Annotated in this window: 22 protein-coding genes and 1 pseudogene; 10 read left to right on the forward strand and 13 right to left on the reverse strand. The window is 73.6% G+C overall.

Annotated features, from left to right (window positions below; all coding sequences use genetic code 11):
• The first annotated feature begins 86 nt into the window (after nt 1-86).
• Nucleotides 87-998 carry a Gfo/Idh/MocA family protein gene (locus tag CRV15_RS37735; RefSeq protein ID WP_003959648.1) on the forward strand — a complete coding sequence of 304 codons (912 nt, stop codon included), beginning with the start codon at nt 87-89 and terminating at the stop codon, nt 996-998.
• 65 nt (nt 999-1,063) lie between these two features.
• Here the strand turns inward: CRV15_RS37735 and lnt are convergent.
• The 4 genes and pseudogenes from lnt to CRV15_RS25330 all read right to left on the reverse strand — a co-directional run.
• Nucleotides 1,064-2,644 (reverse strand): annotated as a pseudogene (lnt, locus tag CRV15_RS25315) (apolipoprotein N-acyltransferase); the annotation flags it as partial.
• A gap of 96 nt (nt 2,645-2,740) precedes the next feature.
• Nucleotides 2,741-3,262 carry a nuclear transport factor 2 family protein gene (locus CRV15_RS25320; protein ID WP_063646027.1) on the reverse strand — a complete coding sequence of 174 codons (522 nt, stop codon included), beginning with the start codon at nt 3,260-3,262 and terminating at the stop codon, nt 2,741-2,743.
• A gap of 137 nt (nt 3,263-3,399) precedes the next feature.
• Complete coding sequence (locus tag CRV15_RS25325) at nt 3,400-4,644, reverse strand: methyltransferase (protein ID WP_003959645.1); 1,245 nt, start codon at nt 4,642-4,644, stop codon at nt 3,400-3,402.
• 129 nt (nt 4,645-4,773) lie between these two features.
• Complete coding sequence (locus CRV15_RS25330) at nt 4,774-4,923, reverse strand: hypothetical protein (protein ID WP_009995426.1); 150 nt, start codon at nt 4,921-4,923, stop codon at nt 4,774-4,776.
• A gap of 484 nt (nt 4,924-5,407) precedes the next feature.
• Between CRV15_RS25330 and CRV15_RS25335 the strand changes: the two genes are divergently transcribed.
• Complete coding sequence (locus CRV15_RS25335) at nt 5,408-5,587, forward strand: hypothetical protein (RefSeq protein WP_009995424.1); 180 nt, start codon at nt 5,408-5,410, stop codon at nt 5,585-5,587.
• A gap of 128 nt (nt 5,588-5,715) precedes the next feature.
• Here the strand turns inward: CRV15_RS25335 and CRV15_RS25340 are convergent, their stop codons facing one another.
• Together CRV15_RS25340 and CRV15_RS25345 are read right to left on the reverse strand one after the other, a co-directional pair.
• The gene (locus tag CRV15_RS25340) at nt 5,716-6,588 is read right to left on the reverse strand and encodes an undecaprenyl-diphosphate phosphatase (RefSeq protein WP_003959642.1); all 873 of its coding nucleotides are present in this window, start codon (nt 6,586-6,588) and stop codon (nt 5,716-5,718) included.
• A gap of 237 nt (nt 6,589-6,825) precedes the next feature.
• On the reverse strand, nt 6,826-7,533 hold the full coding sequence (locus CRV15_RS25345) for a TVP38/TMEM64 family protein (RefSeq protein ID WP_003959641.1): 708 nt from the start codon (nt 7,531-7,533) through the stop codon (nt 6,826-6,828).
• 101 nt (nt 7,534-7,634) lie between these two features.
• Between CRV15_RS25345 and CRV15_RS25350 the strand changes: the two genes are divergently transcribed.
• From CRV15_RS25350 to CRV15_RS25360, 3 genes are all read left to right on the forward strand, one after another.
• The gene (locus CRV15_RS25350) at nt 7,635-7,832 is read left to right on the forward strand and encodes a hypothetical protein (protein ID WP_009995422.1); all 198 of its coding nucleotides are present in this window, start codon (nt 7,635-7,637) and stop codon (nt 7,830-7,832) included.
• A 98-nt stretch (nt 7,833-7,930) separates the two neighbouring features.
• Nucleotides 7,931-9,184 (forward strand): elongation factor Tu, encoded by a 1,254-nt coding sequence (locus tag CRV15_RS25355; RefSeq protein ID WP_003959639.1) that lies wholly within the window; start codon nt 7,931-7,933, stop codon nt 9,182-9,184.
• Nucleotides 9,185-9,391: 207 nt separating this feature from the next.
• Nucleotides 9,392-10,237 (forward strand): spermidine synthase, encoded by an 846-nt coding sequence (locus CRV15_RS25360; protein WP_029182837.1) that lies wholly within the window; start codon nt 9,392-9,394, stop codon nt 10,235-10,237.
• A 121-nt stretch (nt 10,238-10,358) separates the two neighbouring features.
• On the opposite strand, the gene CRV15_RS25365 is transcribed toward CRV15_RS25360, so the two are convergent.
• Nucleotides 10,359-11,456, reverse strand: coding sequence for a DUF8017 domain-containing protein (locus tag CRV15_RS25365; RefSeq protein WP_003958978.1), 1,098 nt, complete (start codon nt 11,454-11,456; stop codon nt 10,359-10,361).
• Between the two features lie 109 nt (nt 11,457-11,565).
• On the opposite strand from CRV15_RS25365, the gene CRV15_RS25370 reads away from it, so the two are divergent.
• The 3 genes from CRV15_RS25370 (at nt 11,566) to CRV15_RS25380 (ending at nt 13,954) form a co-directional block, all read left to right on the forward strand.
• Nucleotides 11,566-12,003 carry a DUF4442 domain-containing protein gene (locus CRV15_RS25370; protein WP_003958979.1) on the forward strand — a complete coding sequence of 146 codons (438 nt, stop codon included), beginning with the start codon at nt 11,566-11,568 and terminating at the stop codon, nt 12,001-12,003.
• A 90-nt stretch (nt 12,004-12,093) separates the two neighbouring features.
• The gene (locus tag CRV15_RS25375; protein WP_003958980.1) at nt 12,094-12,627 is read left to right on the forward strand and encodes a gamma carbonic anhydrase family protein; all 534 of its coding nucleotides are present in this window, start codon (nt 12,094-12,096) and stop codon (nt 12,625-12,627) included.
• Between the two features lie 100 nt (nt 12,628-12,727).
• The gene (locus CRV15_RS25380) at nt 12,728-13,954 is read left to right on the forward strand and encodes a cytochrome P450 (protein WP_003958981.1); all 1,227 of its coding nucleotides are present in this window, start codon (nt 12,728-12,730) and stop codon (nt 13,952-13,954) included.
• 129 nt (nt 13,955-14,083) lie between these two features.
• On the opposite strand, the gene CRV15_RS25385 is transcribed toward CRV15_RS25380, so the two are convergent.
• From CRV15_RS25385 to CRV15_RS25405, 5 genes are all read right to left on the reverse strand, one after another.
• Nucleotides 14,084-15,463, reverse strand: a complete 1,380-nt coding sequence (locus CRV15_RS25385) for a cytochrome P450 (protein WP_003958982.1) — start codon at nt 15,461-15,463, stop codon at nt 14,084-14,086.
• A complete protein-coding gene (locus CRV15_RS25390) occupies nt 15,460-16,077 on the reverse strand; it encodes a GTP-binding protein (protein ID WP_003959636.1) in 618 nt (205 codons plus the stop codon). Before CRV15_RS25390 ends, CRV15_RS25385 begins: the two co-directional genes overlap by 4 nt.
• On the reverse strand, nt 16,058-16,420 hold the full coding sequence (locus tag CRV15_RS25395; RefSeq protein WP_003959635.1) for a DUF742 domain-containing protein: 363 nt from the start codon (nt 16,418-16,420) through the stop codon (nt 16,058-16,060). The genes CRV15_RS25390 and CRV15_RS25395 overlap by 20 nt, the downstream gene beginning before the upstream one ends.
• Entirely contained in the window at nt 16,420-16,836 is a 417-nt protein-coding gene (locus CRV15_RS25400; RefSeq protein WP_003958985.1) for a roadblock/LC7 domain-containing protein, read from the reverse strand. The genes CRV15_RS25395 and CRV15_RS25400 overlap by 1 nt, the downstream gene beginning before the upstream one ends.
• Before the next feature lie 240 nt (nt 16,837-17,076).
• A complete protein-coding gene (locus CRV15_RS25405; protein ID WP_003959633.1) occupies nt 17,077-18,867 on the reverse strand; it encodes a sensor histidine kinase in 1,791 nt (596 codons plus the stop codon).
• 510 nt (nt 18,868-19,377) lie between these two features.
• Here CRV15_RS25405 and CRV15_RS25410 point away from each other — a divergent pair.
• Nucleotides 19,378-20,271, forward strand: coding sequence for an acyltransferase (locus CRV15_RS25410; RefSeq protein ID WP_009995416.1), 894 nt, complete (start codon nt 19,378-19,380; stop codon nt 20,269-20,271).
• 51 nt (nt 20,272-20,322) lie between these two features.
• Here the strand turns inward: CRV15_RS25410 and CRV15_RS25415 are convergent, their stop codons facing one another.
• Nucleotides 20,323-20,844, reverse strand: a complete 522-nt coding sequence (locus CRV15_RS25415) for a CoA-binding protein (protein WP_003959631.1) — start codon at nt 20,842-20,844, stop codon at nt 20,323-20,325.
• A 61-nt stretch (nt 20,845-20,905) separates the two neighbouring features.
• Between CRV15_RS25415 and CRV15_RS25420 the strand changes: the two genes are divergently transcribed.
• Nucleotides 20,906-21,532 (forward strand): YigZ family protein, encoded by a 627-nt coding sequence (locus tag CRV15_RS25420; protein WP_003959630.1) that lies wholly within the window; start codon nt 20,906-20,908, stop codon nt 21,530-21,532.
• The last annotated feature ends 66 nt before the right edge of the window (nt 21,533-21,598 follow it).

Raw genomic sequence — 21,598 nt, forward strand, 5'->3', positions numbered from 1 at the left:
AGCCGGGCGGGTCGGGCTGCCCCGGACCCGCCCCCGTATGCTGACCGGGCGCCGCACGGGCGCCAGGGCTGTCGGGGAGGCATCGGGTGAAGGTCGGCTGCATCGGACTCGGAGACATCGCGCAGAAGGCGTATCTGCCCGTCCTCGGCACCATCCCCGGCGTCGAACTGCACCTCCAGACCCGGACCCCCGCCACTCTGGACCGGGTCGGCGACGCGTACCACGTCCCCGGGGAACGGCGGCACACCACCCTGGAGTCGCTGCTCGCCCAGGGGCTCGACGCCGCGCTCGTCCACGCCCCGACCGAGACCCACCCCGGGATCGTGACGGCGCTGCTGGACGCCGGGGTGGCGACCTACGTCGACAAGCCGCTCGCCTATGAACTCGGCGCGGCGGAACGGCTGGTGCGCCTCGCCGAGGAGCGCGGCACCACGCTCACCGTGGGCTTCAACCGCCGTCACGCGCCCGCCTACGCCCAGTGCCGTGAACACCCGCGCGATCTGATCCTCCTGCAGAAGAACCGCGTCGGGCTCGCCGAGGACGCGCGCACGCTCGTCTACGACGACTTCATCCATGTCGTGGACACCCTGCGTTTCCTGGTGCCCGGCACCGTCGACCACACCGACGTGCGCGCCAAGGTCGTCGACGGGCTCGTCCACCATGTGATGCTCCAGCTCTCCGGCGACGGATTCACCGCCATCGGGGTGATGAACCGCAAGAGCGGTTCCACCCAGGAGATCCTGGAGGTCTCCGGCCAGGACACCAAGCGCGAGGTGCGCGATATCGCCGAGATCGTCGACCACAAGGGGCAGCCCAGCGTCCGCAGGCGCGGCGACTGGGTCCCGGTCGCCCGGCAGCGCGGCATCGAGCAGGTGGTGCTCTCCTTCCTGGACGCGGTGCGCGCGGGGACGGTCCTCAGCGCACGGGACGCCCTGCTCACCCATGAGCTGTGCGAACGGGTGGTGCTCGGGATCCAGGAGCGCTCGGCCCGTCCCTGACCCGCCGCCCCCGGGCCGCGTCCCCGACCGCCTGCCTGCCCCGGGTCCCGTTCCCGACCCGCTGACCGGCCCGGTCTCCGCTGGTGTCCGGCCGCCCGGCCCGCGCCCCCTCCCCGGTCCGTGTCCTGCCCCCGGTCCGCGCGGCGGATCAGCCGCAGTCCGCCGCCCGCCGCGCCCCACGCCGACAGGGCGATCAGCGCGGCGCCCGCCGACCAGTTCCCGAGCCGGACGTACGCTGTCATCCCTTGTACGAGCGGGACCTCGTACACCGCCGCCGCGCTCGTCTCCGTGGACAGCGCCGGGCCGATCCGCCCGCCGTCCGCGCCATGGACGGCGGAGACCCCGGTGAGGGTGGCGTGCGCCACCGGGCGGCCGGTCTCGGCGGCCCGCAGCGCGGCGAGCGAGGCGTGCTGCTCGGGCGCCCAGCCGCTCTGGAAGGTCGAGGTCGCGGACTGCACGACCAGAAGGTCCGCCCCGTCCCGCACCAGCCGTCGGCCCATGTCGGGGAAGGCCGACTCGAAACAGACCAGCGGCCCCACCCGGGGCCGCGCGCCGGAGAGCGTCAGCACCACCGGCCGGGTGCCGCGCGACCGGTCCTCGGCCGCGGCCTTCCCCACGGATGTCGCCCAGCCGAGGAGCCCCCGGGCCGGGACGTACTCACCGAACGGAACCAGCCGCATCTTGTCGTAGCGTTCCCCCGTCGGCCCCTGCGGCCCCACCAGTACCGCGCTCTTGAAGATCCCCCCACCGCCGGCGCCGGTGCGCCGCGCGTCCACATTGACCAGGAGATCCGCCCCCACCGCACGGGAGAGCGCCGCGAGCCGCGCGGCGAGATCCGGCCGCTGCCCGAGATCCGCGCCCACGCTGCTCTCGCCCCACACCACCAGATCGGGATCGCGCCCGGCGAGCGTACGGGTCAGCTCCTCCGCCCGCGCGAACCGCCGGTCGGCCCCGTCCGGCCCGTCGAAGACCCCCGGCTGGACGAGGGCGATCCGGGCCCGGCCCGCCTCCCCGGGGCGCGGGGCCCCGGCCGCGCCCGCGGTGACCAGGACGGCCCCGAGCACCGCCGCGCAGACCACCGCCGTACGGGTACGGGGCAGCGCGACCACCTCGGTGACAGCCGTGTTCACCGCCACCACCAGCAGACTCAGCAGCCACACCCCGCCGAGGGACGCCAGCCGCAGCGCCGGGTCGATCCGCCACTCGGCGGCCCCCAGCAGCCCCCAGGGCCCGCCGAGCCCCTCCCAGGAGCGGATCAGCTCGATCAGCAGCCAGCCCGAGGGGAGCACGACGAGGGCCGCGAGCGCCCGGCCGGGGCCCGGGCCCCGCAGCAGGGAGCGGACGAGCAGCCCCCAGGGGGCCCAGAGCAGCCCGAGCAGCGCCCCCAGCACCACGGTGAAGACATGCAGGCTGGGTATCAGCCAGTGGTGCACGGCGACGATGAAACCGAGGCCGCCGAGCCAGCCCTCGACAGCGGCCCGCCGCCCCGTCGGTGCGGTCCGCAGCAGCAGCATCCACGGGACGAGCGCGAGGAACGCCCACCACCACAGGGACGGCTCGGGAAAGGCGAGCACGGGCAGCGCACCGGCGACGACCGCGGCGGCGGAGCGCCGGGCGGATCTCGCCACGCCGCTCGTGAACTGCACGGCCGCGCCTCCTCGTCCCCTCCCGGAAGAGTTCCCTCCAGTGTCGCCGGGTGCGTGGCCCGCCTCAACACGGCCCCGGTGCCGCGGCGGGACGTCTCAGCCGCCGCCCGCCGCCTCCCGGGGCTCCGCGCCGAGCCCGGAATCCGTCCCACCGCCTTGGCCCCCCTCGGCCCGCGGCCCGGGCCCCTGGCGCCACTTCTCCTCGATGACCAGGGAACTCAGCCGCCAGCCCGCGTCCGTCCGCACCGCTCCGAAGGCGTACCGCCCGCCGGAGACATGGGTGTCGCCGGACGCCCGTCCCATCGGGTTGAGGTAGTCCGCCCGTACCTCGGCGGAATCCCCGGGGTAGCCGCCCAGATCCTGGAGCCGCAGCCGTCGGTTGACGATGAGGTGCTGGCGTACGGGAAAGAGGGTCATGGCCCGCGCCACCCACGCGGCGGCCTCGGCGGCGGGGGCGGCGATCCCGCCCGCGCCGCGGTAGTCGATCCGGGCGTCCTCCGTGAACAGGGCCCGGAAGGCGGCCCAGTCCCCGTCGTCCACGGCTGCCGCGTAGCCGCTGATCAAATCGTCGATGGCCAGCCGGTCCAGCACCGTCGCGAGATCCACGCGCTGTGTCATCGCCTCAGTGTCGGCCCCGCCCCGGCCCGGAGCCAAGAGCCGTGCGCCGGGGGAAACGCGTGGGCCGGGAGCCCCGGGGGCGTGCGGACCGGGCCGTCCGCCCCCGGGGCTCCCGGCCCGGCTCCGCCGGGCGCGGTTCAGCGCCGTACCGCGCGCAGGACCACGAATTTCGGGTCGCTCGCCACGACCTCGGCATTCCCGAAGAGACGGCGCAGCCGTACGTGATAGCCGAGATGGCGGTTCCCGATGACCCACAGCTCACCCCCGGGCCGCAGGGCCCGCCGGGCGCCGGAGAACATCCGCCGGGCGGTGGTGTCGGTGGTGGCGCGGTGCGAGTGGAACGGGGGGTTGTTGAGCACCAGGTCCACGGAGGCGTCCGGCACCGGGTCCATCCCGTCCCCGACGAGGAAACGGGCGGGTGCGCCGCCGGTGACATTGGCGCGGTAGGTGGCCTCGGCGGAGGCCACGGCCGAGTACGACTCGTCGATGAAGGTCACCGACGCCCCGGGGTCGGCCAGCGCGACCGCCGTGCCGACGACACCGTTGCCGCAGCCCAGGTCCACCACCTGGACCGGTCCCGCGCGCTCGGGCAGGCTGCGCAGGAACAGCCGGGTGCCGATGTCGAGCCGGTCGGCGCAGAAGATGCCCGCGTGGTTGGTCACGGTGCGGCCCGCGAGGGCCCCGATGTCCGCGGGCAGGTCGTACCGGAGCGGCCAGGGGCTCGGGCCGGGGGTGAGCGAGCGGTCCGGCGTGCTGAGGATCAGCCGGGCCTTGCGCACCGCCAGCGAGGTCCGGGTGGGGCCGATGATCCGTTCGAAGAGCCGGAGCGTGGAGGTGTGGATCTCGCTGACCATGCCGGTGCCGATCACCACGGTGTCCGCGTGGACGGCGGGCGCGAGCCGGTGGAGCTGGTCCTCCAGCAGCGCCAGGCTCTTCGGTACGCGCACCAGCAGGACGTCGATCCGCTCCGGCGGGGTGTCCCGGGGGGAGAGCAGCCGTACGTCCGCCGCCGCGCCGGAGCCGGGCGGTGTGTTCCGGGCGAGATTGGCGAGGGTCGCCTGACGGCCGAGGAAGGAGTCGCTGATCTGGCTGATCCGGTCGGCCCCCACGAGCGGGTGGGCCGCGAGCGCCGTCGTGAGCGCCCCCCAGCGGTCACCGACGACGACCACCGCCCCGGCGGTCCCGGAGAGCGGGCCTGCCCCGCTCTCCGTCCTGGACCCGGCCCTGCCGTCCGGTGTCCCGGTCTCGGCCTCGGCTTCGGTCTCGGCGAGCCGACGCAGCAGATACTCGTCGGCCGCGTCCCAGGCGCGCAGCGGCTCGCGGGGGTCTTCGGGGAAGCGGGTGAGGGCGAAGTCGCCCCAGGACGTGCTCAAACGGTTCATCGTGCAGTCAGGCTAGCCCAGTGCGCCGCGCGTGATCTCCCCGCGCCGCCCGGCGCCGCGTGCGCCGGCCTTCCCGTTCTTCGCTTGTGCGATGCGGCCGGGGCCGCCAAGCGGGTGACAGGGTTCCGTTCAGGCGGCGGGCTCGACGTTCTCGGCCCGCTCCAGCGCGGCCGCCGCCCACCTGAGGACGAGCGCCTCGTACTCACCGCGCCGTTCCTCGGGGAGCTGACCGTCGGCCCACAGCTCACGGATGCGAGCGTTGAGCTCAGCGGCGGACAAGGCGGACAAAGCAGTCTCTGACTCGCGGGGAAGGGGGGACATGCCGAACAGATTACGGCCTCGGGGATGGCGCCGTCTCCCCTGTCGCAGGTGCGGTCGGTCACCCGAATCACCGCTGTCCGGGCACGGATGTCCGTCATCGCCGGGGTGAACTGGGCGATTCCCCGGCGGGCATGGTGAACCGTGTGTACGAAGAGGGCCCCGCAGAGTGATGAACCTCATGGATTGAGGAGCGCCGACCCGTTCCGCCGGGACGGTCGGCACGGGTCGGCCGTGCCGTGCCGCAAAGGTCACAGGTGCAACAGCGCGCCGCGGTGAGGGTTTCGGACCTCGTCGCGCCGCGGCGGTGGCCGCCTTGAGGAACCCCTGACGCGTCAGGTATTGGAATATGTCATATGCACATGTAAGGCTACGGAGTGCGACGGGGGAAACGTTACTGCGGTCCATTCGGAAGGCCGGGTGGACCTGGGGAGGGGAAGTTTTCGTGTTCAACAGACTGAAGGCCGCGGCGGTTCTGGTGGGTGCTCTGGCGGCGATCGCCGTGGGCGCCACGGTCGCGGGGGGCGGGGCCGTCGTGGAGCCCGCTCAGGTGACGGCGTCGGAGATCTCCGCGGCGGCCGTTCCGGCGCCCAGGGCGGGCCGGCCCGACCCCACGTGGGACTGATCCCTCAGAGGTAGGCCCCGGCCGCAAGCCCGGTGGGCCCGTCGTGGAGACGACGGGCCCACCGGGCTTTCCCGGCGCCCCTCAAGAGCCTCCGGCCTCCGGCCCCGCCGGACCCGCGGGCATGGGCCCTAGCCGCCCGACTCGCCCGCGTGCGGGCTCAGCACACCTGCTCCGACCAGCGCGAACAGCAGGATTCCCAGCAGGATTCGGTAGATGACGAAGGGCATGAAGCTCTTGGTCGTGATGTACCGCATGAACCATGCGATGACGGCGTATCCCACCGCGAAAGCGACCACCGTCGCGAACAGGGTGGGCCCCCAGGCCACATGCCCCTCGCCCGCGTCCTTCAGCTCGTACACACCCGAGGCCAGGACCGCCGGGATGGCGAGGAGGAACGAGTAACGGGCCGCCGCCTCACGGGTGTAGCCCATCAGCAGACCGCCGCTGATGGTGGCGCCGGAGCGGGAGACGCCCGGGATCAGGGCCATCGCCTGGCAGAAGCCGTAGATCAGACCGTCCTTGACGCTCAGCTCGCGGAGCGTTTTGCGCTGTTTCACGGCGCGGTGCCGACCGCCCGACTCGTCGCGGGCCGCGAGCCGGTCCGCGACACCGAGGACGACACCCATGACGATCAGAGTGGTCGCGATCAGCCGCAGATCGCGGAACGGGCCCTCGATCTGGTCCTTCAGGGTGACCCCGAGCACCCCGATCGGAATCGACCCGACGATGACCAGCCAGCCCATCCGGGCGTCGTGGTCGTGGCGCATCGCCCTGTCGGTGAGCGAGCGGAACCAGGCCCGGACGATCCTGCCGATGTCCTCGCGGAAATAGATGAGTACGGCCGTCTCGGTGCCGATCTGTGTGATCGCCGTGAAGGCCGCGCCGGGATCCTCCCAGCCCGCGAACGCGGCGGTGAGGCGCAGATGCGCGCTGGAGGAGATCGGCAGGAATTCGGTCAGCCCCTGGACGAGGCCGAGGATGAGGGATTCGAACCACGACATGGAAAAGCGCGCCACCCAAAGATGATCGTTTCCGAACGGCGCGGAGCGGAGCGGATCAAAGGTGCGCCGGTGCGGAATGAGCGTAGCGCTCCGAAGTGAACGTGACGTGGCGTTCGGGCGGCGTCCTCCCGGTGAACTGCTGTACGGGACGGCTTTCGTGACAGTGCCCCGCTCCGGCGTTTCGCGCGGCGGTCCGCGCTCGGGCGCGCCGTCGGCCCGTTGTCCGGGGCGGGCCGTTCACCCGGCTTTCAGGGCGCGCCGCTTGCGCCAGGCGACCACGGCCGCGATCAGCCCCGTCGCCACGATGAAACCCATCGCGAGCAGAAACGCCGGTGATGTCGGTGAGCCCGCGCGCGCACCCGCCACCACATACGCCGCGGTATTGGGAATCGTCCCCACCGCGGTCGCCAGCAGAAAAGGTGTGTACCCCATACGGGAGACCGCGGCGCAGTAATTGGCCGCGGCGAACGGAATCCCGGGAAAAAGCCTGACCGCCAGCATCGAACGGAATCCGTGGTCGCTGAGCTGCCGGTCGACGGTGGTCAGGACCCGTCCCCGCAGCAGCGGGCGGAGGGCGTCCTGCCCCAGTACCCGTCCGAGGGTGAAGGCGACCCCCGCGCCCAGGACCGTTCCCGCGACCGCCGCGACCAGGCCCGCCTGGGTCCCGAAGAGCGCCCCCGCCGCGAGGTTGAGGATCGGCCGGGGGACGAACGCGGCGGTGCAGGCCCCGTAGCCGACCGCGAACAGCACCACCGCCGCCGCGCCGCTCAGCCGGGCGGCGGGCCAGCCGTCCGCGAGCAGCCGCTGCGGCTCGTACAGCACGACCAGGGTGCCGGCCGTGGCCAGCATCGTGAACAGCAGCGCCAGCCGGGACCACGGGGAGAGCAGCACCCTTCCGCAGCGGACGGCGAGAGCGGTGGACGGTCTAGGGGCGGGCTCGAACATCCGGGGAGACTAACCGACGAGCGCATGTGATCGCCGTCATGGGGGTCTCGGGGCCGGGAAAACCATTCGACGGGCCGGGTGCCCGCAGCGATGATCGCATCATGTTCCGGCCGGCCCGCACCGCAGCGCTCCGCACGGTGGCACCGCTGCCCCCGGCCGCCCACCGCCTCACCGCCCCCTCAGCGGCACGCGCCGTCCGCCCGCCGGTCCGCACGGCCGACGCGGCGGGCCGCCCCTGCGCCAGTCCGGTGCACAGCGCCGTCGCCGCCGCCGTGGCGCTTCCCCCCGGCTGCGGCTGACGCGGGCCCTTCCCGGATCGTCCGGCCCCCGCGGGGGAGGGCCCGCCCGCAGCGGGGCCCTCCCTGACCTCCACCGTGACGGATTCCGAGGAAGAGCCATGTCCACAGACCCGTTCGCCGGGAACACCCGTAGCACTCGTCCGCGCACTCCCCGTACCGCGTGCTCCGCTGCCGCCGCCCTCCGGCCCGGCGCCCGGACCGAACCCGCGGTGAACATCGGCACGATCGGCCATGTCGACCACGGCAAGACCACGCTGACCGCGGCCGTCACCCAGGTGCTCGCCGCCCGGGGCGGCGGCGCCTTCGTGCCCTTCGACCGGCTCGACCGGACACCCGAGGAGCGGATTCGCGGCATCACCGTCCATCCCGGCCTGGTGGAGTACGCGACCGACACCCGCCGCTACACCCATGTCGACCTCCCCGGTCACGCCGACCACACCCGCACGACGGCCGCCGGGCTCTGCGGGCTCGACGGGGCGATCCTCGTCGTCTCCGCCGCCGACGGCGTCATGCCCCAGACCGCCGAACATGTGCTGCTCGCCCGCCAGGCCGGGGTCGCCCATGTCGTCGTCGCGCTCAACAAGGCCGAGACCTGCGAGGACGACGACGCCGTACGGGTCGAGCAGAGCGTCCGGCGGCTGCTGACCGCGCAGGGGTACGAGGGAGGGTCCGCCCCCGTCGTCCAGGTCTCCGCCGTCGGGGCCCTGGCGGGCCGCCCGCGCTGGACAGCGGCGGTGGACGCCCTCCTCGACGCCGTGGAGACCTATGTGCCGCCGCCGGCGCGCGCGGTCGCCGCGCCGCTGCTGCTGCCGGTGGTCCGGGTCCTCACCGTCACCGGACGGGGCACCGTGGTCACCGGCGCCGTGGAACGCGGCACGGTACGCGTCGGCGATCCCGTCCACCTCGTCGGCGCGGACGGCGGGCCCCGGGCGTGCACCGTCACCGGACTCCAGTCCTTCGGCCGGCCGCTGGAGCGGGCGGCGGCCGGGGACCGCGTCGCCCTGCTGCTGCGGGGGGTGCCCCGGGAGGCCGTCCGGCGCGGGCATGTGGTCGCCGCGCCCGGCACCCTGACACCGGGGCGCGACTTCGCCGCCCGGGTCCGGCTGCTGTCCGGCCGGGAGGGCGGCAGGACCGCTCCGGTGCGCACCGGCTTCCGGCCACAGTTCCATCTGCGGACCGCCGACCTCACCGGCGGCGTCGACCTCGGTGCCCCCGCCCTCGCCCGCCCCGGGACCACGGTCGCCATGACCGTACGGCTGGGCCGTCCCGCGCCGCTCGAAGCGGGTCTCGGCTTCGCGGTCCGCGAGGGCGGCCGGACCATCGGCGCGGGCACCGTGACCGAGGTCCTGTGAACGGGCCGGTGGCCTGTGCGCGTCCCGGGTGGCCGAAACCCGGCGTCCGGGCCATGGCCCTCCGCACCCGGCACCGCGTACCCGGCGCCGCCCGTCCGGGGCGCCCCCGGACACCGCTCCGCTCCGCGCCCGGTGTCCGCCGCGCGGCAGGCGGCAGCCCGCGCACCCCGTACCGCCGCCCCCGCCGGGACCGACGACAATGGCCCGGTGAACGAGCCCCTTCCGGTGACCAGATCCGTGGACTTCGGCACCGCCAGACTGCTGCCCGACATCGACTGCGACCGGGCCTGGCTGCTGACGGTCGACGGAGCGCCCCAGTCCTACGTCGACCTCGACGACCCCGCCCGGCTGGAGTTCGAGTACACCCGGCGGCTCGCCCATGTCATCGACGTCCAGGAGCCCCGGGACGCCCCGCTGGACGTCGTGCACCTCGGCGGCGGGGCCCTCACCCTGCCGCGCTATGTCGCCGCCGCGCGGCCCGGCTCCCGGCAGCTCGCTGTCGAAGCCGACCGTGGCCTGATCTCATTGGTCGAGGACGTGCTGCCGCTGCCGCCCGGCGCCGGGGTCGAGGTGTGCGCGGCGGACGCCCGTGCCTGGGTCGAGGCCGCCCCCGAGAACTCGGCGGACCTCGTCGTCGCCGATGTCTTCAGCGGCTCCCGCATCCCCGCGGGCCTCACCTCGGTCGAGTACGCGCGGGCCGCGGCCCGGATGCTGCGCCCCGGCGGGACGTACGCCGCGAACATCGCCGACGGCGCGCCCTTCGGCTTCCTCCGCTCCCAGCTCGCCGCCTTCCGCGAGGTCTTCGCCGAACTCGCCGTGATCGCCGAACCGGCCGTGCTGCGCGGCCGCCGCTTCGGCAATGTGGTGCTGCTCGCCTCCCGGACCCCGGTCGACCTCGCCGCGCTGGCCCGCCGCTGTGCCGCCGACCCCTTCCCGGCCCGGGTGGAGCACGGCGCGCCGCTGACCCGGCTCATCGGGGACGCGGTCCCGGTCGCGGACCAGGAGGCCCAGCCGTCCCCGGAGCCGCCGGACGGGGCCTTCGGCATCGGCTGAGGGACCCCGCGCCCCACACCCCCGCCCCACCGCCGCGGCCGAGCCGCGGCACCGTCACGGAGCAAGGGGAAGGGGAGGGGAGAACGGAGCGGGGGAGGGGTCGGGTGCCGACGGGTTCCGGTCAGCCGGTGGGTGTTCCCGAGAGCCGGAGCGTGCGCAGTATCCGTTCCACGGTGGCGTCCGGGATCTCGTCCGGGACACCCGCGTCGGCGTAGAGGACCCAGGTCCGGAACTCGCCGCTCGGGTCCTTGAAGGTGAACGCGGCCGACTTGCCGTCGGTGGCGCACGGGGCGTTCCCGCGCACCCCGGCCGCCGTCGCGGTCGCGAGGCTGCCCTTCAGTCCCGAGGCGGTGGTGAACGGCCTGGCGGGGGTGGCCCTGACCGTCTCCTTCGGCTCCGTCTGGGCATAGGCGCCCCAGGCCCAGGCCGCGGCCTCGCCGCGCGCGGCGGTCGCGGTGTCCCTGGCTCCCTTGGCTCCCTTGGTGCCGACCGTGGCCCGGCCGGACGGCTCCGCCACGCCGTCGCCGTCGGTGTCGCCGGTGCAGGACTCCGGTTTGAGGTGCGCCGGGGCGGACATGGTGATCAGCGGGGTGCCACCGCCCTTCGCCCGGTCCTCGACGAAGGTGCTCATGCCGGAGGCGGACACCGACCAGTCGGGCGGCACGTCGAACCGGGTGCCGTGCTTGGGGTTGGTGACGACCTTCCAGCCCTTGACGGTGGGCACGCTCTCGCCGCCCTCCCGCGGGTTCGCGCCCCCGGGCGCGGCGGGGTCCCCGGCCTCCCCCGCCCCCTCGGGCTCCGTGGCGCCCTCGGCGGACTCCGGGCCGGTCGATCCGGCCACCCCTGCCCCTGCCTCCGGCCGCTGCGCGCCCGGCTCCCGGGTGTCACCGGTCCCGAGGACCACCGCACCCGTGATCACCGCCGTGGTGACGACCGCCGCGACCGCACCGATCGCGAACGCCCTCGTCCGCTTCCTGTCGGCCTCGGCCGCCGCGGCTTCCGCCGTCCTGGTGTGTGCCCCTGCGCCACCGGGTCCGTACGGCGGGGAGGGTGTGTGCGCAAAGGGCCCGTACGGGGAGGTCCCCGGCTGTCCGCCCGCTTGTGTCCGCTGCTGCGGGGCGTAGGGGTTCGGCTGCTGAGGTCCGGACGCGGGGTACCCGGGCCGCTGATACGGATTCGGCTGCCCCGGCTCTCCGGGCTGCTGCTGTCCTGGCCACATGGCGGTCAACCATAGAGGCCGGCGTGCCGCCCGGACCGTCCCGGCCTCCCCTGGAGGATGGCCAAGGTCACTACCCATGGGTAACATCGCGGTCATGAGCGCTGATCAGATGTCCGTCGGCGAACTGCTCGCCGCCACCGTCCCCATGGCCAGGACCCTGAAGCTGGAGTTCCTGGAAACCACGGCGGAGCGCGCCGTACTGCGCCTGCCGGACCAGCCCGAGTACCACAACCACGTCGGCGGACCGCACGCCGGAGCGATGTTCACCCTCGCCGAATCCGCGAGCGGCGCCATCGTCGTCGCCGCCTTCGGCGACCGGATGGACCGGGCCGTACCGCTCGCGGTGAAGGCGGAGATCGCGTACCGCAAGCTGGCGATGGGCGAGGTGACCGCGACGGCCACGCTCGGCCGCCCGATCGCCGACATCGTCGCCGAACTGGACGCGGGCGGACGCCCCGAGTTCTCCGTCCAGGTCTCCATCGCCCGCGCCGACGGCGCCGTGACCGGTGAGATGGAGATCGTCTGGACACTGCGTCCGCACTCCTGAGCGCTCCCGACCGCCCCTGATCGTCTCTGATCACCTCCTGGGTAGGCTGCCCGGCGTGCGCCGAGGGGCGCACGCCGGAAGGAGAGCGCGATGACCGCAGCACCATGGATCGCCGGGGTCGGGGGCAAGGAACCGGACATCGCGCCGGACGCCTTCACCGCGCCCACGTCCGTCGTCGTCGGCGAGGTCGCCCTGGCCCCGGGGGCCAGCGTCTGGTACCACGCCGTGCTGCGCGCCGACTGCGGCCCCATCGCCATCGGCGCGGACTCCAACATCCAGGACAACTGCACCGTCCATGTCGACCCCGGCTTTCCCGTCACCGTCGGCGAACGGGTCTCCGTCGGCCACAACGCCGTCCTGCACGGCTGCACCGTGGACGACGACGTGCTGATCGGCATGGGTGCCACGGTCCTCAACGGCGCGCACATCGGGGCCGGTTCGCTCGTCGCCGCCCAGGCGCTCGTCCCGCAGGGCATGATGGTCCCTCCCGGCTCCCTGGTCGCGGGCGTCCCCGCCCGGGTCCGGCGCGAGCTGACCGAGGAGGAGCGCGAGGGCATCCGGCTCAACGCCGTCATGTACCGGGAGCTGACGGAAGTCCATCGCGAGGCGGCCCCCCGCGGCTGAGCCCTTGGGCACCGTCCGGACTCGGCCAAGATCCATCTGTCCCGGCCGAGTCCGCGGCGCCTAGCGTAAGGGCTGTCGTCCATTACGCCGAGGGAGCGCCATGGCCACCCCGCACCACGTACCCGACATCCTCTCGCCGGAGTTCGCCGAGAATCCCTATCCCGTCTACCGGGCCATGCGCGAGCACACCCCGCTGCTGTGGCACGAGGCCACCCGCAGCCATGTCCTCTCCCGCCACGAGGACGTGGAGCGCGCCTTCAAGGACAAGGAGGGGCTGTTCACCACGGACAACTACGGGTGGCAGATCGAGCCGGTGCACGGGCGGACCATCCTCCAGCTCAGCGGGCGGGAGCACGCCGTACGACGGGCCCTGGTCGCGCCCGCGTTCCGGGGCGACGAACTGCGCGAGAAGTTCCTCCCGGTGATCGAACGCAACGCCCGGGAGCTGATCGACGCCTTCCGGTACACCGGCGCCACCGATCTCGTGGACTCCTTCGCGACCCGCTTCCCCGTCAACGTCATCGCCGACATGCTCGGCCTGGACAAGGCCGACCACGCGCGGTTCCACCGCTGGTACAGCAGCGTCGTCGCCTATCTCGGCAACCTCACCGGCGACCCGGAGGTCACCGCGGCGGGCGAGCGCACCCGGGTGGAGTTCGCGGAGTATCTGCTCCCCGTGATCCGGGAGCGCCGGAGGAACCCGGGGGACGATCTGCTCTCCACACTGTGTCTCGCGGAGGTCGACGGGGTGCGGATGAGCGACGAGGACGTCAAGGCGTTCTGCAGTCTGCTGCTCGCCGCCGGGGGTGAGACGACCGACAAGGCGATCGGCTCCGTCTTCGCCCATCTGCTCGCGCATCCCGAGCAGTTCGCGGCGGTGCGCGAGGACCGCTCGCTGATCGGCCGGGCGTTCGCGGAGACCCTCCGGTACACCCCGCCGGTCCAGATGATCATGCGGCAGACGGCGGCGGAGGTCACCGTCAGCGGGGGCACCATACCCGCCGGAGCCACCGTCATCTGTCTGATCGGCTCCGCCAACCGGGACGCCGCGCGCTACCGCGATCCGGACACCTTCGACATCTTCCGCGACGACCTCGACGCGGACACCGCCTTCTCGGCCGCCGCCGGTCATCTGGCCTTCGCGCTGGGGCGCCACTTCTGCGTCGGCGCCCTGCTGGCCAGGGCGGAGGTGGAGACCGGCATCGGCATGCTGCTCGACGCGATGCCCGGTCTGCGGCTCGCCGACGGCTTCGTCCCCGCGGAACAGGGCGTCTTCACCCGCGGCCATCCGGCGCTCCCGGTACGTTTCGACCCGGTGACCCGGTGACCCGGTGACCCGGTGACCCGGTGACCCGGTGACCCGGTGACCCGGTGACCGTGGCCCGCGGGCGCGTGCGGCCCGTACCGCGTGCGGGTACGGGCCGGTCGGCGGCCCCGGCGGGTCCCGTCCCGGTGGTCAGCCCCCGGCCGGGGTGAACCGTACCGGGAGCGCGGTCAGCCCCCGCATCCAGATCGACGGACGCCAGGTCAGCTCCTGCGGCTCCACCGCGAGCACCAGATCGGGCAGCCGCTCCAGCAGGGTCTCGATCGCCGTCCGGGAGACGCAGTCGGCCAGCAGCGGCGCCGGGTAGGGGCAGCGGTGCTCGCCGTTGCTGAAGGAGAGATGGGCGGAGTTCTCCGCGCCCACATGCCCCTCGGGCCAGATCTGCGGATCGGTGTTGGCGGCGGCCAGCCCCAGGACGAGACAGTCCCCGGCCCGGATGCTCCGGCCCCCGAGCCGGGTGTCGCGGACCGCCCACCGTCCGATGAAGTTCTGGGTGGGCGTGTCCAGCCACAGCACCTCGTTGAGCGCCTGGCCCACGCTCAGCCGTCCGCCGGAGACGTTCAGCGCGAACCGGTCGTCGGTGAGCATCAGTCGCAGCGCGTTGCAGATCCAGTTGGCGGTGGGCTGCTGTGCCGCCGCGATGACCGAGATCAGATCCTGGACGATCTCCTCGTCCGTCAGGCCCGCGGGGTGGGTGATCATCCGGGAGGTGACATCGGCGCCCGGCTCCCGGCGCTTGTCCCGTACGAGCCGCTGGATGCGCTCTCCGACCCGGACGTACGCGGCCACCGGGTCGTCGCCCTCGTGGGCGTCCAGTGATATCCGCAGATCGGTCACCAGGTCCTCGGTGTCGTCGCCCGACGGCATGCCGCACATCCGGAGGGCCGCCCGCATCGGCAGGGCATGGGCGTACGAGGCCATCAGCTCGGCCCGGCCGCTCCCGGCGAACACGTCGATCAGCCGGTGCGCGATCTCACGGCACCACTGGGCGAGTTCGAACTGGTCGACCCCCTCCAGCGCCTGGGTGATCACCCCCGCCCGCCGCTGGTGCTCGGCCCCCTCGGTGAAGAGAACGGACGGCTGATGGCCGACGTAGGGGAGCAGCGGCCAGTCCGCCGGGATCGAGGGCCACTGGTTCCAGCGGCGTGAGTCCCGGGCGAACAGCTCGTCGTGGGCGGTGACATGGGTGACCTCGGCATAGCCCAGAACAAGCCAGGCGGGGATGTCACCGTCGAGCAGCACGGGCGCGACCGGACCGTGCTCCCGGCGCATGCTGCGGTACAGCTCGGCGGGGGTCTGCTGGTACTCCAGACCGCTGAGGCGGATCGCTCCCGCGGGGTGCGCGAGGTGTGCGGGGCAGCCGGTCGGCGGTGCACCGGCGGGCCTGGCCGGATCGGTCGGGTCCGCCGGGTCGGCGGGGCCGGAGAAAGCGGAAATGTCGGAGAGACCCGAGAGGCCCGAGAGATCGGGATGGTCGGAAAAGTCGGACGCGGTGAAGTCGGCTTCGGTCATGGCGTTGTCTCCCTGGCCCTGGCCAGTCGCTGAAGATGGTCGACGAGGGTGATCAGCACCTGCTTCCCGGAGGCGCGGACCCGGGCGTCACAGTCGATCAGCGGTACCCGGGCGTCCAGCGCGAGGGCCTGGCGGATCTCCTCCAGCGGGAAGGAGGGGTGGTCGCCGTCGAAGCGGTTGACCGCCACCACGAACGGTGTCCGGTGGTGTTCGAGGCGGTCGATGGCGTACCAGGAGTCGCTCATCCGGCGGGTGTCGACCAGGACGACCGCCCCCAGGGTGCCGGAGAAGAGCCGGTCCCACAGAAACCAGAACCTCTCCTGCCCCGGTGCGCCGAACAAGTACAGGACCATCCGGTCGTTGAGGCTGATCCGGCCGAAGTCGAAGGCCACCGTGGTCGTGGTCTTGGTGGTGACACAGGCCGGTTCGTCCACACCGATCCCGGCCTGGGTCATCACCTCCTCGGTGTTCAGCGGGCGGATCTCGCTGACGGACCGCACCAGGGTGGTCTTGCCGACGCCGAAGCCGCCGACGACCACGATCTTCAGCCCGGTCTCGGCGGAGTGCGCGAGCGGGGTGCGGTGGCGGGGCGGGTCAGAGATTGCGGAGTCCATGGAGCACCTCCTCCAAGAAGGACGGGTCGGGCAGGTCGACCAGGGACCGTCCCGCCCGGGGGTGGCGTGCGGTGATACGCCCCGTCGACAGAAGGTCGCCGAGCAGAATCCGTACCACCGTGATCGGCAGCCGCATTTCGGCGGAGATCTCCACGACGGCGGTGGGGTGTCGGCACAGTTCGAGTATCCGGACGTGCTCCGACTGCATGCCGGGCGTCGGTCCGCACTCGCTGACCACCAGGGTGACCAGGTCGAAGGAGGAGTCGTCGACGGGGTGACTGCGGCCCTGTGTGACGGTGTAGAGCCGGTCGGGGTCCCCCGTGTCGACGGGGCGTCGCACCATCAGAGACGGGTCTCGGGGGCCGTCGTGCGCGGCTCGGCCCGCAGGTGCTCGCCGATCTGCTCGACCAGCTCGGTCATCTGATGGCCCACGGCCCCCGGGTCCGCGCCGTCCTCGGCGACGACGGCCAGATGCGCCCCGGTGCCCGCCTCCACGATGAAGAGCAGCCCGCCGTGGAACTCCGTCATGGAGTGGCGCACACCGCCCTGGCCGTTGCCGAACTCGACGGACGCGCCCTGCGCCAGCGCCTGGATGCCGGAGCAGATCGCGGCGAGCTGGTCGGCCTGGTCGAGGGTCAGATGGGGGGTCCAGCAGAGCTTCAGCCCGTCCCGGGAGAGCACCAGGGCGTGCCGGGTGCCCGGGGTCCGGTCGAGCAGGGTTTCCAGTAGCCAGGTCAGGCTGTTGTCCGTGGTCTGCATGGTGCGTGGGGCGGGTGTCGCCGGACGGTCCGGCCCACCGGCCCGTGCCTCCTGTCTTCCGTGGGTTCGCTGATCCGATGGTTCCGATGGACTGATGCGATGGGTGGTGGGTGAGCGGGGTGGGTGAGAGGGGTGACGGATGAGGGACGGGGGAACGGGAGGCCGGGGCACGCGGCGGCGTGGCAGTGGGGCGGCACGGCGACAGACGAGGGCGGGAGCGGCTCCGCCGCCACTCCGCGATCACCCTCTGTCGTGCCCCTTCGCCTCCTTGCGGGCCCGGTGGAAGGCCCCGAACTGCGTTCCGGCGTCGCGCGGCGGCGGGGCGGGGGAGTGCGCCGCCCGGGACTCGGCCTCGGGACGGCCCCGTTCCGCGGCGGCCATGGTGCGCCCCGGGGGACGCACGGGCAGCCCGCCGGGGGTGGAGAGCTGCGGCCCGGTGCCGCCGCCCCGGGACGGCAGCGGGGGCCGTGGACCGACCGGACCGACCGGTTCGGCGGGGGACGGCGGCGCGGCGGAGGCCGGGAGGGCCGGGACGGTGTGGACCGTGGCACCGCGGCCGACGGCGGCTCGGGTGGCACGCTCCGGGGACCCGGCCGCGGCGGGACGCGGCTCGGGGGCCCGGGTCCCGGTCGGCTCCGGGGGCAGGGCCGCCGTCCCCGACAGCGCCGCCGCTTCCTCGCCCACCGTGTGCCGCGTCTGGTGCAGCAGCTCCGGCGGGAAGAGCACCACGACCCCGGTGCCGCCCCGGGACGAGGGCCGGAAGCTCACGCTCATCCGGTACTTCACGGCCAGCAGCCCCACCACCACCAGCCCCAGCCGGGTGCTCTGGAGCCGGGCCAGATCGTGGTCGCGGCCCGATACCGCCTCCTCGGCCCGCCGCAGCGCGGCCTCGGGCATCTTCAGCCCGCTGTCCTCGACGGTGACGACCAGCCCGGCCGTCCGCTCCTCGACATAGACATGGACCTCGTCGATCGGCGGGGAGAAGTTGGCCGCGTTGTCCATCAGTTCGGCCAGCAGATGCATCACGCCCTCGGCCGCGTACCCCACGATCGAGGCGGTGCTGGAGGAGTGGAGCCGTACCCGCCGGTAGGCGGCGATCCGGCCGACGGCGCCGCGGAGAATCGACTCCATCACGATCGGCTTGTTCCACGCCCGGCTGGTCCGGCCGCCCATCAGCAGCGCCAGCCGGTCCGTGAGCAGTCCGAGCTGCGAGGTGTTGTGATCGAGGCGCAGCAGATCCCCGAACACCTCTTCGCTGTGACGATCCTGCATGTCCCGGAGATCGGCCAGGGTGCTCACGGCCTTCGCCTGCACCCGGCTCAGCACCTTGGTGCTCACCTCGCGAGCCGCCGCCGCCCGGCGCTCGCTGAAGGCCAGCGCGCGGACGGTGTTCTCCAGGACCGCGCGCAGCCGCTCGTCGTCCGGTCGTTCCAGCTCGGCGAGGACGGTGTCGGCGGAGGCGCCGCCGCCCAGCCGCTCCACGGCGGCGGGCAGGGTCACGCCCGTCAGCCGGTCCAGCCCGCCGACGGTGTGCGCCAGCCGCTCGGCGGCCGCGGCACGCCCCGCCTCGGCGGCCCTGGCGCGGACCTCGGCCGCCGTGATCTCGTCGGTGAAGAGCTGGAGCGCCCGTCGCAGCGCGGGCTCGGACGGCGGCATGACCCCCGCGCCGCGGGCGCTCCCGCCCTCACGGAGCCGTTTGAGCACGGAGGGGAGGGTGACATCGGCGAGCTGCGCGGACTCCGCCGCCGCCCGGGTCCCCTGCGCGCGCAGACCGCGCAGCTCGTCGTCCGCCGCGCCCACGGCCCGGTGCAGCCGGCGGGCCGTCCGCGTGGTGAGGAGAACGGTGAGCGCCAGCCAGACCCAGGCGACCGCGACCGTCCCCGCGACCCAGGGACGGGCCCCCGGGGGCGCCAGCACGCTCACGGCGCCGCCGCCCGCGCCCGCTGCGAGGAGAGGGGCCAGAAGGGCGGCCGGATGCCGGGGCCGTGGCGTACGTATACGGCGCGGGGCGGGCGTGACGGGCACTGACATGGTGCGGTCCCTCGCTGCTGGAGTCCGGGGATGCGGATGGGAGCCGCTGGTCGGGCGGCTGAACACACGAGCGGGCACCGGGAGTTGGGTGGTGATCATCCGCACGTATGTGGCGCTCATGCTAGTCACGTGTCACGGCCACAGGCCCCGTCCAGGGCCTTGTGGGCCACAGAACGGAGGAGTTAGACCCGAAGTCGTCGTCCGGTGCGGGGCGGCGTGATAGGCGCGGGATTCCGCAAGACCCTTGGAAATGGTGGCAGGACCCCGGGCAAAGACCCCTCGGGGCCGGGCCCGTCTCCGGCCGTCCCCCGGCTGTCAGCGGCCTCCGAGGGCCCGGGGAGCGAGATCGGGCGATGCTTTTCGGTCATCCATGGTCGGCGGAGGGCTTCGGAAGGCCCTCTCTCACGGGGCTCCCACGGGGCTTCCACTGACTCCCCACGGGCTCTCATGGGGCGAAGATCACAGGTCGGAGCCGGGAACGGCCTCGACCGGGCCGATTACCGTGAGCGGGTGCCCCTCAACGGAAACCTGTTCCCGTCCCCGGCCGTCTGGTGCCGTGGCGCGCTCACCCGGGCCGTCCACCGCGGCTGGCGCTGGGTGCAGCGGGCGGGCTCCGTCACCGCCGCACACCCCGGGCGGCTCCGTTTCCGCCGACTGGGGCCGGGCACACGGCTCGCCTTCCCACAGGGGACCGTCTTCGGCGAGGCATGGATCGAACTGGGCGACCACTGCATCATCGGTGAGCAGGTCACCCTCACGGCGGGCATGATGCCGGGGCTCGACCTCGGCCCCGAGCCGATCCTCACCCTGGGCAACGGCGTCGTCCTCGGCCGCGGCAGCCATGTCATCGCCGACACCCGGGTGACCATCGGCTCGGACACCTACTGCGGGCCCTATGTCTACATCACCTCCACCAACCACAGCTACGACGACCCCCAGCAGCCGGTCGGCAAGCAGTGGCCGCGCGCCGAGCCGGTCGAGATAGGGCCGGGCTGCTGGCTGGGCACCGGCGCCGTGGTGCTGCCCGGCGCCCGGCTCGGCCGCAATGTCGTGGTCGCCGCCGGAGCGGTGGTACGGGGCGAGGTCCCCGACCACTGTGTCGTCGCGGGCGCCCCGGCGCGCATCGTCCGCCGCTGGGACCAGGCCCGGGGCTGGCAGCCCCCGCTGCGCACCCCCGCGCCCGTGCCGCTCCCGGAGGACATCACCCCGGAGCAGTTGCTCGCCCTCGCTGATCAGCCGGATCAGCCGGATCAGCCGGATCAGCCGGATCAGCCGGAACGGGAAGCCGGACGGGGCAGGGAGCGGGGACGCGGGCCGGAGCGGGGGACCCAGCAGTCGGCGGAGGCCGAGCCGCCCGTCGTCGGGCCGCCGGTGCCGCCGCCGGAGGGCACGGAACGGCCCTGACGGCGCCGTTCCGCTCCGCCCGGCGGCTGCGCGTTCCCGCGTCCCGGCGGCTCAGCGGGCGTCGAGGCCCAGCGCTCCGATCTCGATCGCGGGGCAGCGGTCCATCACCATGTCCAGACCGGCGGACCGCGTCCGGGCGTACGCCTCCTCGTCGACCACGCCAAGCTGGAACCACACCGCCTTCGCCCCGATCGTGACGGCCTCGTCCGCGACCGCCCCGGCCAGAGCGGAGTTGACGAAGACATCCACCACGTCCACCGGGAAGGGGATCTCCGCCAGCGTCGCGTACCCCCGCTCGCCGTGCACGGTCTCTGCCTTGGGGTGCACGGGAACCACCCGCTTGCCGAAGTCCTGGAGTACGCGGGCCACGCCGTACGCCGCCCGCGCGCTGTTGTCCGAGAGGCCCACCACGGCCCAGGTGTCGCCCGTGGCGGTCAGAATCCGCTCGGCGGCGGCCCGTGCCGCCGCCGCGTCCTGGCTGCGCTCCGCCCCGTGCGCGCCCGCCGTGCCCGCCGTCCCGGTGGTCCGCTCCGCCCCGGCCGTCCCCTGTGCTTCCTCGCGCTCTGCGTTCATGCCAGGACAACGGGCGACCCGCGCGGAGCATTCCCCTCCGGGCGCGGCTTAGGGTGGACTGATGCAGGAGCAGTACCGGACAGTCGCCCACGAGGGCGTTTACGAGACAGAGATCAACAGATCGCGCTTCCTCTGCGCGCTCGCACCCGCCGCGACCGAGGAGGAGGCCCAGGCGTTCGTCGCGCGCATCCGCAAGGAGCACCCGACCGCCACCCACAACTGCTTCGCGTATGTCATCGGCGCCGACGCCTCCGTCCAGAAGGCCAGCGACGACGGCGAACCCGGCGGCACCGCCGGAGTCCCGATGCTCCAGATGCTGATGCGGCGCGAGGTCCGCTACACGGCGGCGGTGGTCACCCGCTACTACGGCGGTGTGAAACTGGGCGCCGGCGGGCTGATCAGGGCGTACGGGGGAGTGGTCGGCGAAGCCCTGGACGCGGTCGGCACCCGCACCCGGCGGCGCTTCCGGCTCGCCACCGTCACGGCCGAGCTCCAGCGGGCGGGCAAGCTGGAGAACGAGCTGCGGGCGACGGGGCGGGCCGTGCGCGAGGTGCGGTACGACGAGCGCGTCACGATCGAGATCGGGCTGCCGGACGCGGAGGTCGTGGCGTTCCGCGCCTGGCTGGCCGATGTGACGGCGGGCGCCGCGGGGTTCGAGCTGGGCGGGGAGGCGTACGGCGACGCCTGACGCCCGCCCCTCTCCCCTGCGCCCCTCTGCCCTGCGGCGTTTTGCCGCCCGGCCCGGCCCCGCCCG

Origin of the sequence: Streptomyces clavuligerus (assembly GCF_005519465.1) — a bacterium.
Taxonomy (GTDB): Bacteria; Actinomycetota; Actinomycetes; order Streptomycetales; family Streptomycetaceae; genus Streptomyces; species Streptomyces clavuligerus.

What these genes read in the sequence shown, in the direction of transcription:
- CRV15_RS25405 (WP_003959633.1), bottom strand. Translation starts at nt 18,867, where the DNA reads ATGTCAGTGCCCGTCACGCCCGCCCCGCGCCGTATACGTACGCCACGG.
- CRV15_RS25400 (WP_003958985.1), bottom strand. Translation starts at nt 16,836, where the DNA reads ATGCAGACCACGGACAACAGCCTGACCTGGCTACTGGAAACCCTGCTC.
- CRV15_RS25365 (WP_003958978.1), bottom strand. Translation starts at nt 11,456, where the DNA reads ATGTGGCCAGGACAGCAGCAGCCCGGAGAGCCGGGGCAGCCGAATCCG.
- CRV15_RS25340 (WP_003959642.1), bottom strand. Translation starts at nt 6,588, where the DNA reads ATGTCGTGGTTCGAATCCCTCATCCTCGGCCTCGTCCAGGGGCTGACC.
- CRV15_RS25420 (WP_003959630.1), top strand. Translation starts at nt 20,906, where the DNA reads ATGCAGGAGCAGTACCGGACAGTCGCCCACGAGGGCGTTTACGAGACA.
- CRV15_RS25385 (WP_003958982.1), bottom strand. Translation starts at nt 15,463, where the DNA reads ATGACCGAAGCCGACTTCACCGCGTCCGACTTTTCCGACCATCCCGAT.
- CRV15_RS25375 (WP_003958980.1), top strand. Translation starts at nt 12,094, where the DNA reads ATGACCGCAGCACCATGGATCGCCGGGGTCGGGGGCAAGGAACCGGAC.
- CRV15_RS25380 (WP_003958981.1), top strand. Translation starts at nt 12,728, where the DNA reads ATGGCCACCCCGCACCACGTACCCGACATCCTCTCGCCGGAGTTCGCC.
- CRV15_RS25390 (WP_003959636.1), bottom strand. Translation starts at nt 16,077, where the DNA reads ATGGACTCCGCAATCTCTGACCCGCCCCGCCACCGCACCCCGCTCGCG.
- CRV15_RS25320 (WP_063646027.1), bottom strand. Translation starts at nt 3,262, where the DNA reads ATGACACAGCGCGTGGATCTCGCGACGGTGCTGGACCGGCTGGCCATC.
- CRV15_RS25395 (WP_003959635.1), bottom strand. Translation starts at nt 16,420, where the DNA reads ATGGTGCGACGCCCCGTCGACACGGGGGACCCCGACCGGCTCTACACC.
- CRV15_RS25370 (WP_003958979.1), top strand. Translation starts at nt 11,566, where the DNA reads ATGTCCGTCGGCGAACTGCTCGCCGCCACCGTCCCCATGGCCAGGACC.
- CRV15_RS25325 (WP_003959645.1), bottom strand. Translation starts at nt 4,644, where the DNA reads ATGAACCGTTTGAGCACGTCCTGGGGCGACTTCGCCCTCACCCGCTTC.
- CRV15_RS25345 (WP_003959641.1), bottom strand. Translation starts at nt 7,533, where the DNA reads ATGTTCGAGCCCGCCCCTAGACCGTCCACCGCTCTCGCCGTCCGCTGC.
- CRV15_RS25415 (WP_003959631.1), bottom strand. Translation starts at nt 20,844, where the DNA reads ATGAACGCAGAGCGCGAGGAAGCACAGGGGACGGCCGGGGCGGAGCGG.
- CRV15_RS25350 (WP_009995422.1), top strand. Translation starts at nt 7,635, where the DNA reads ATGTTCCGGCCGGCCCGCACCGCAGCGCTCCGCACGGTGGCACCGCTG.
- CRV15_RS25355 (WP_003959639.1), top strand. Translation starts at nt 7,931, where the DNA reads ATGTCCACAGACCCGTTCGCCGGGAACACCCGTAGCACTCGTCCGCGC.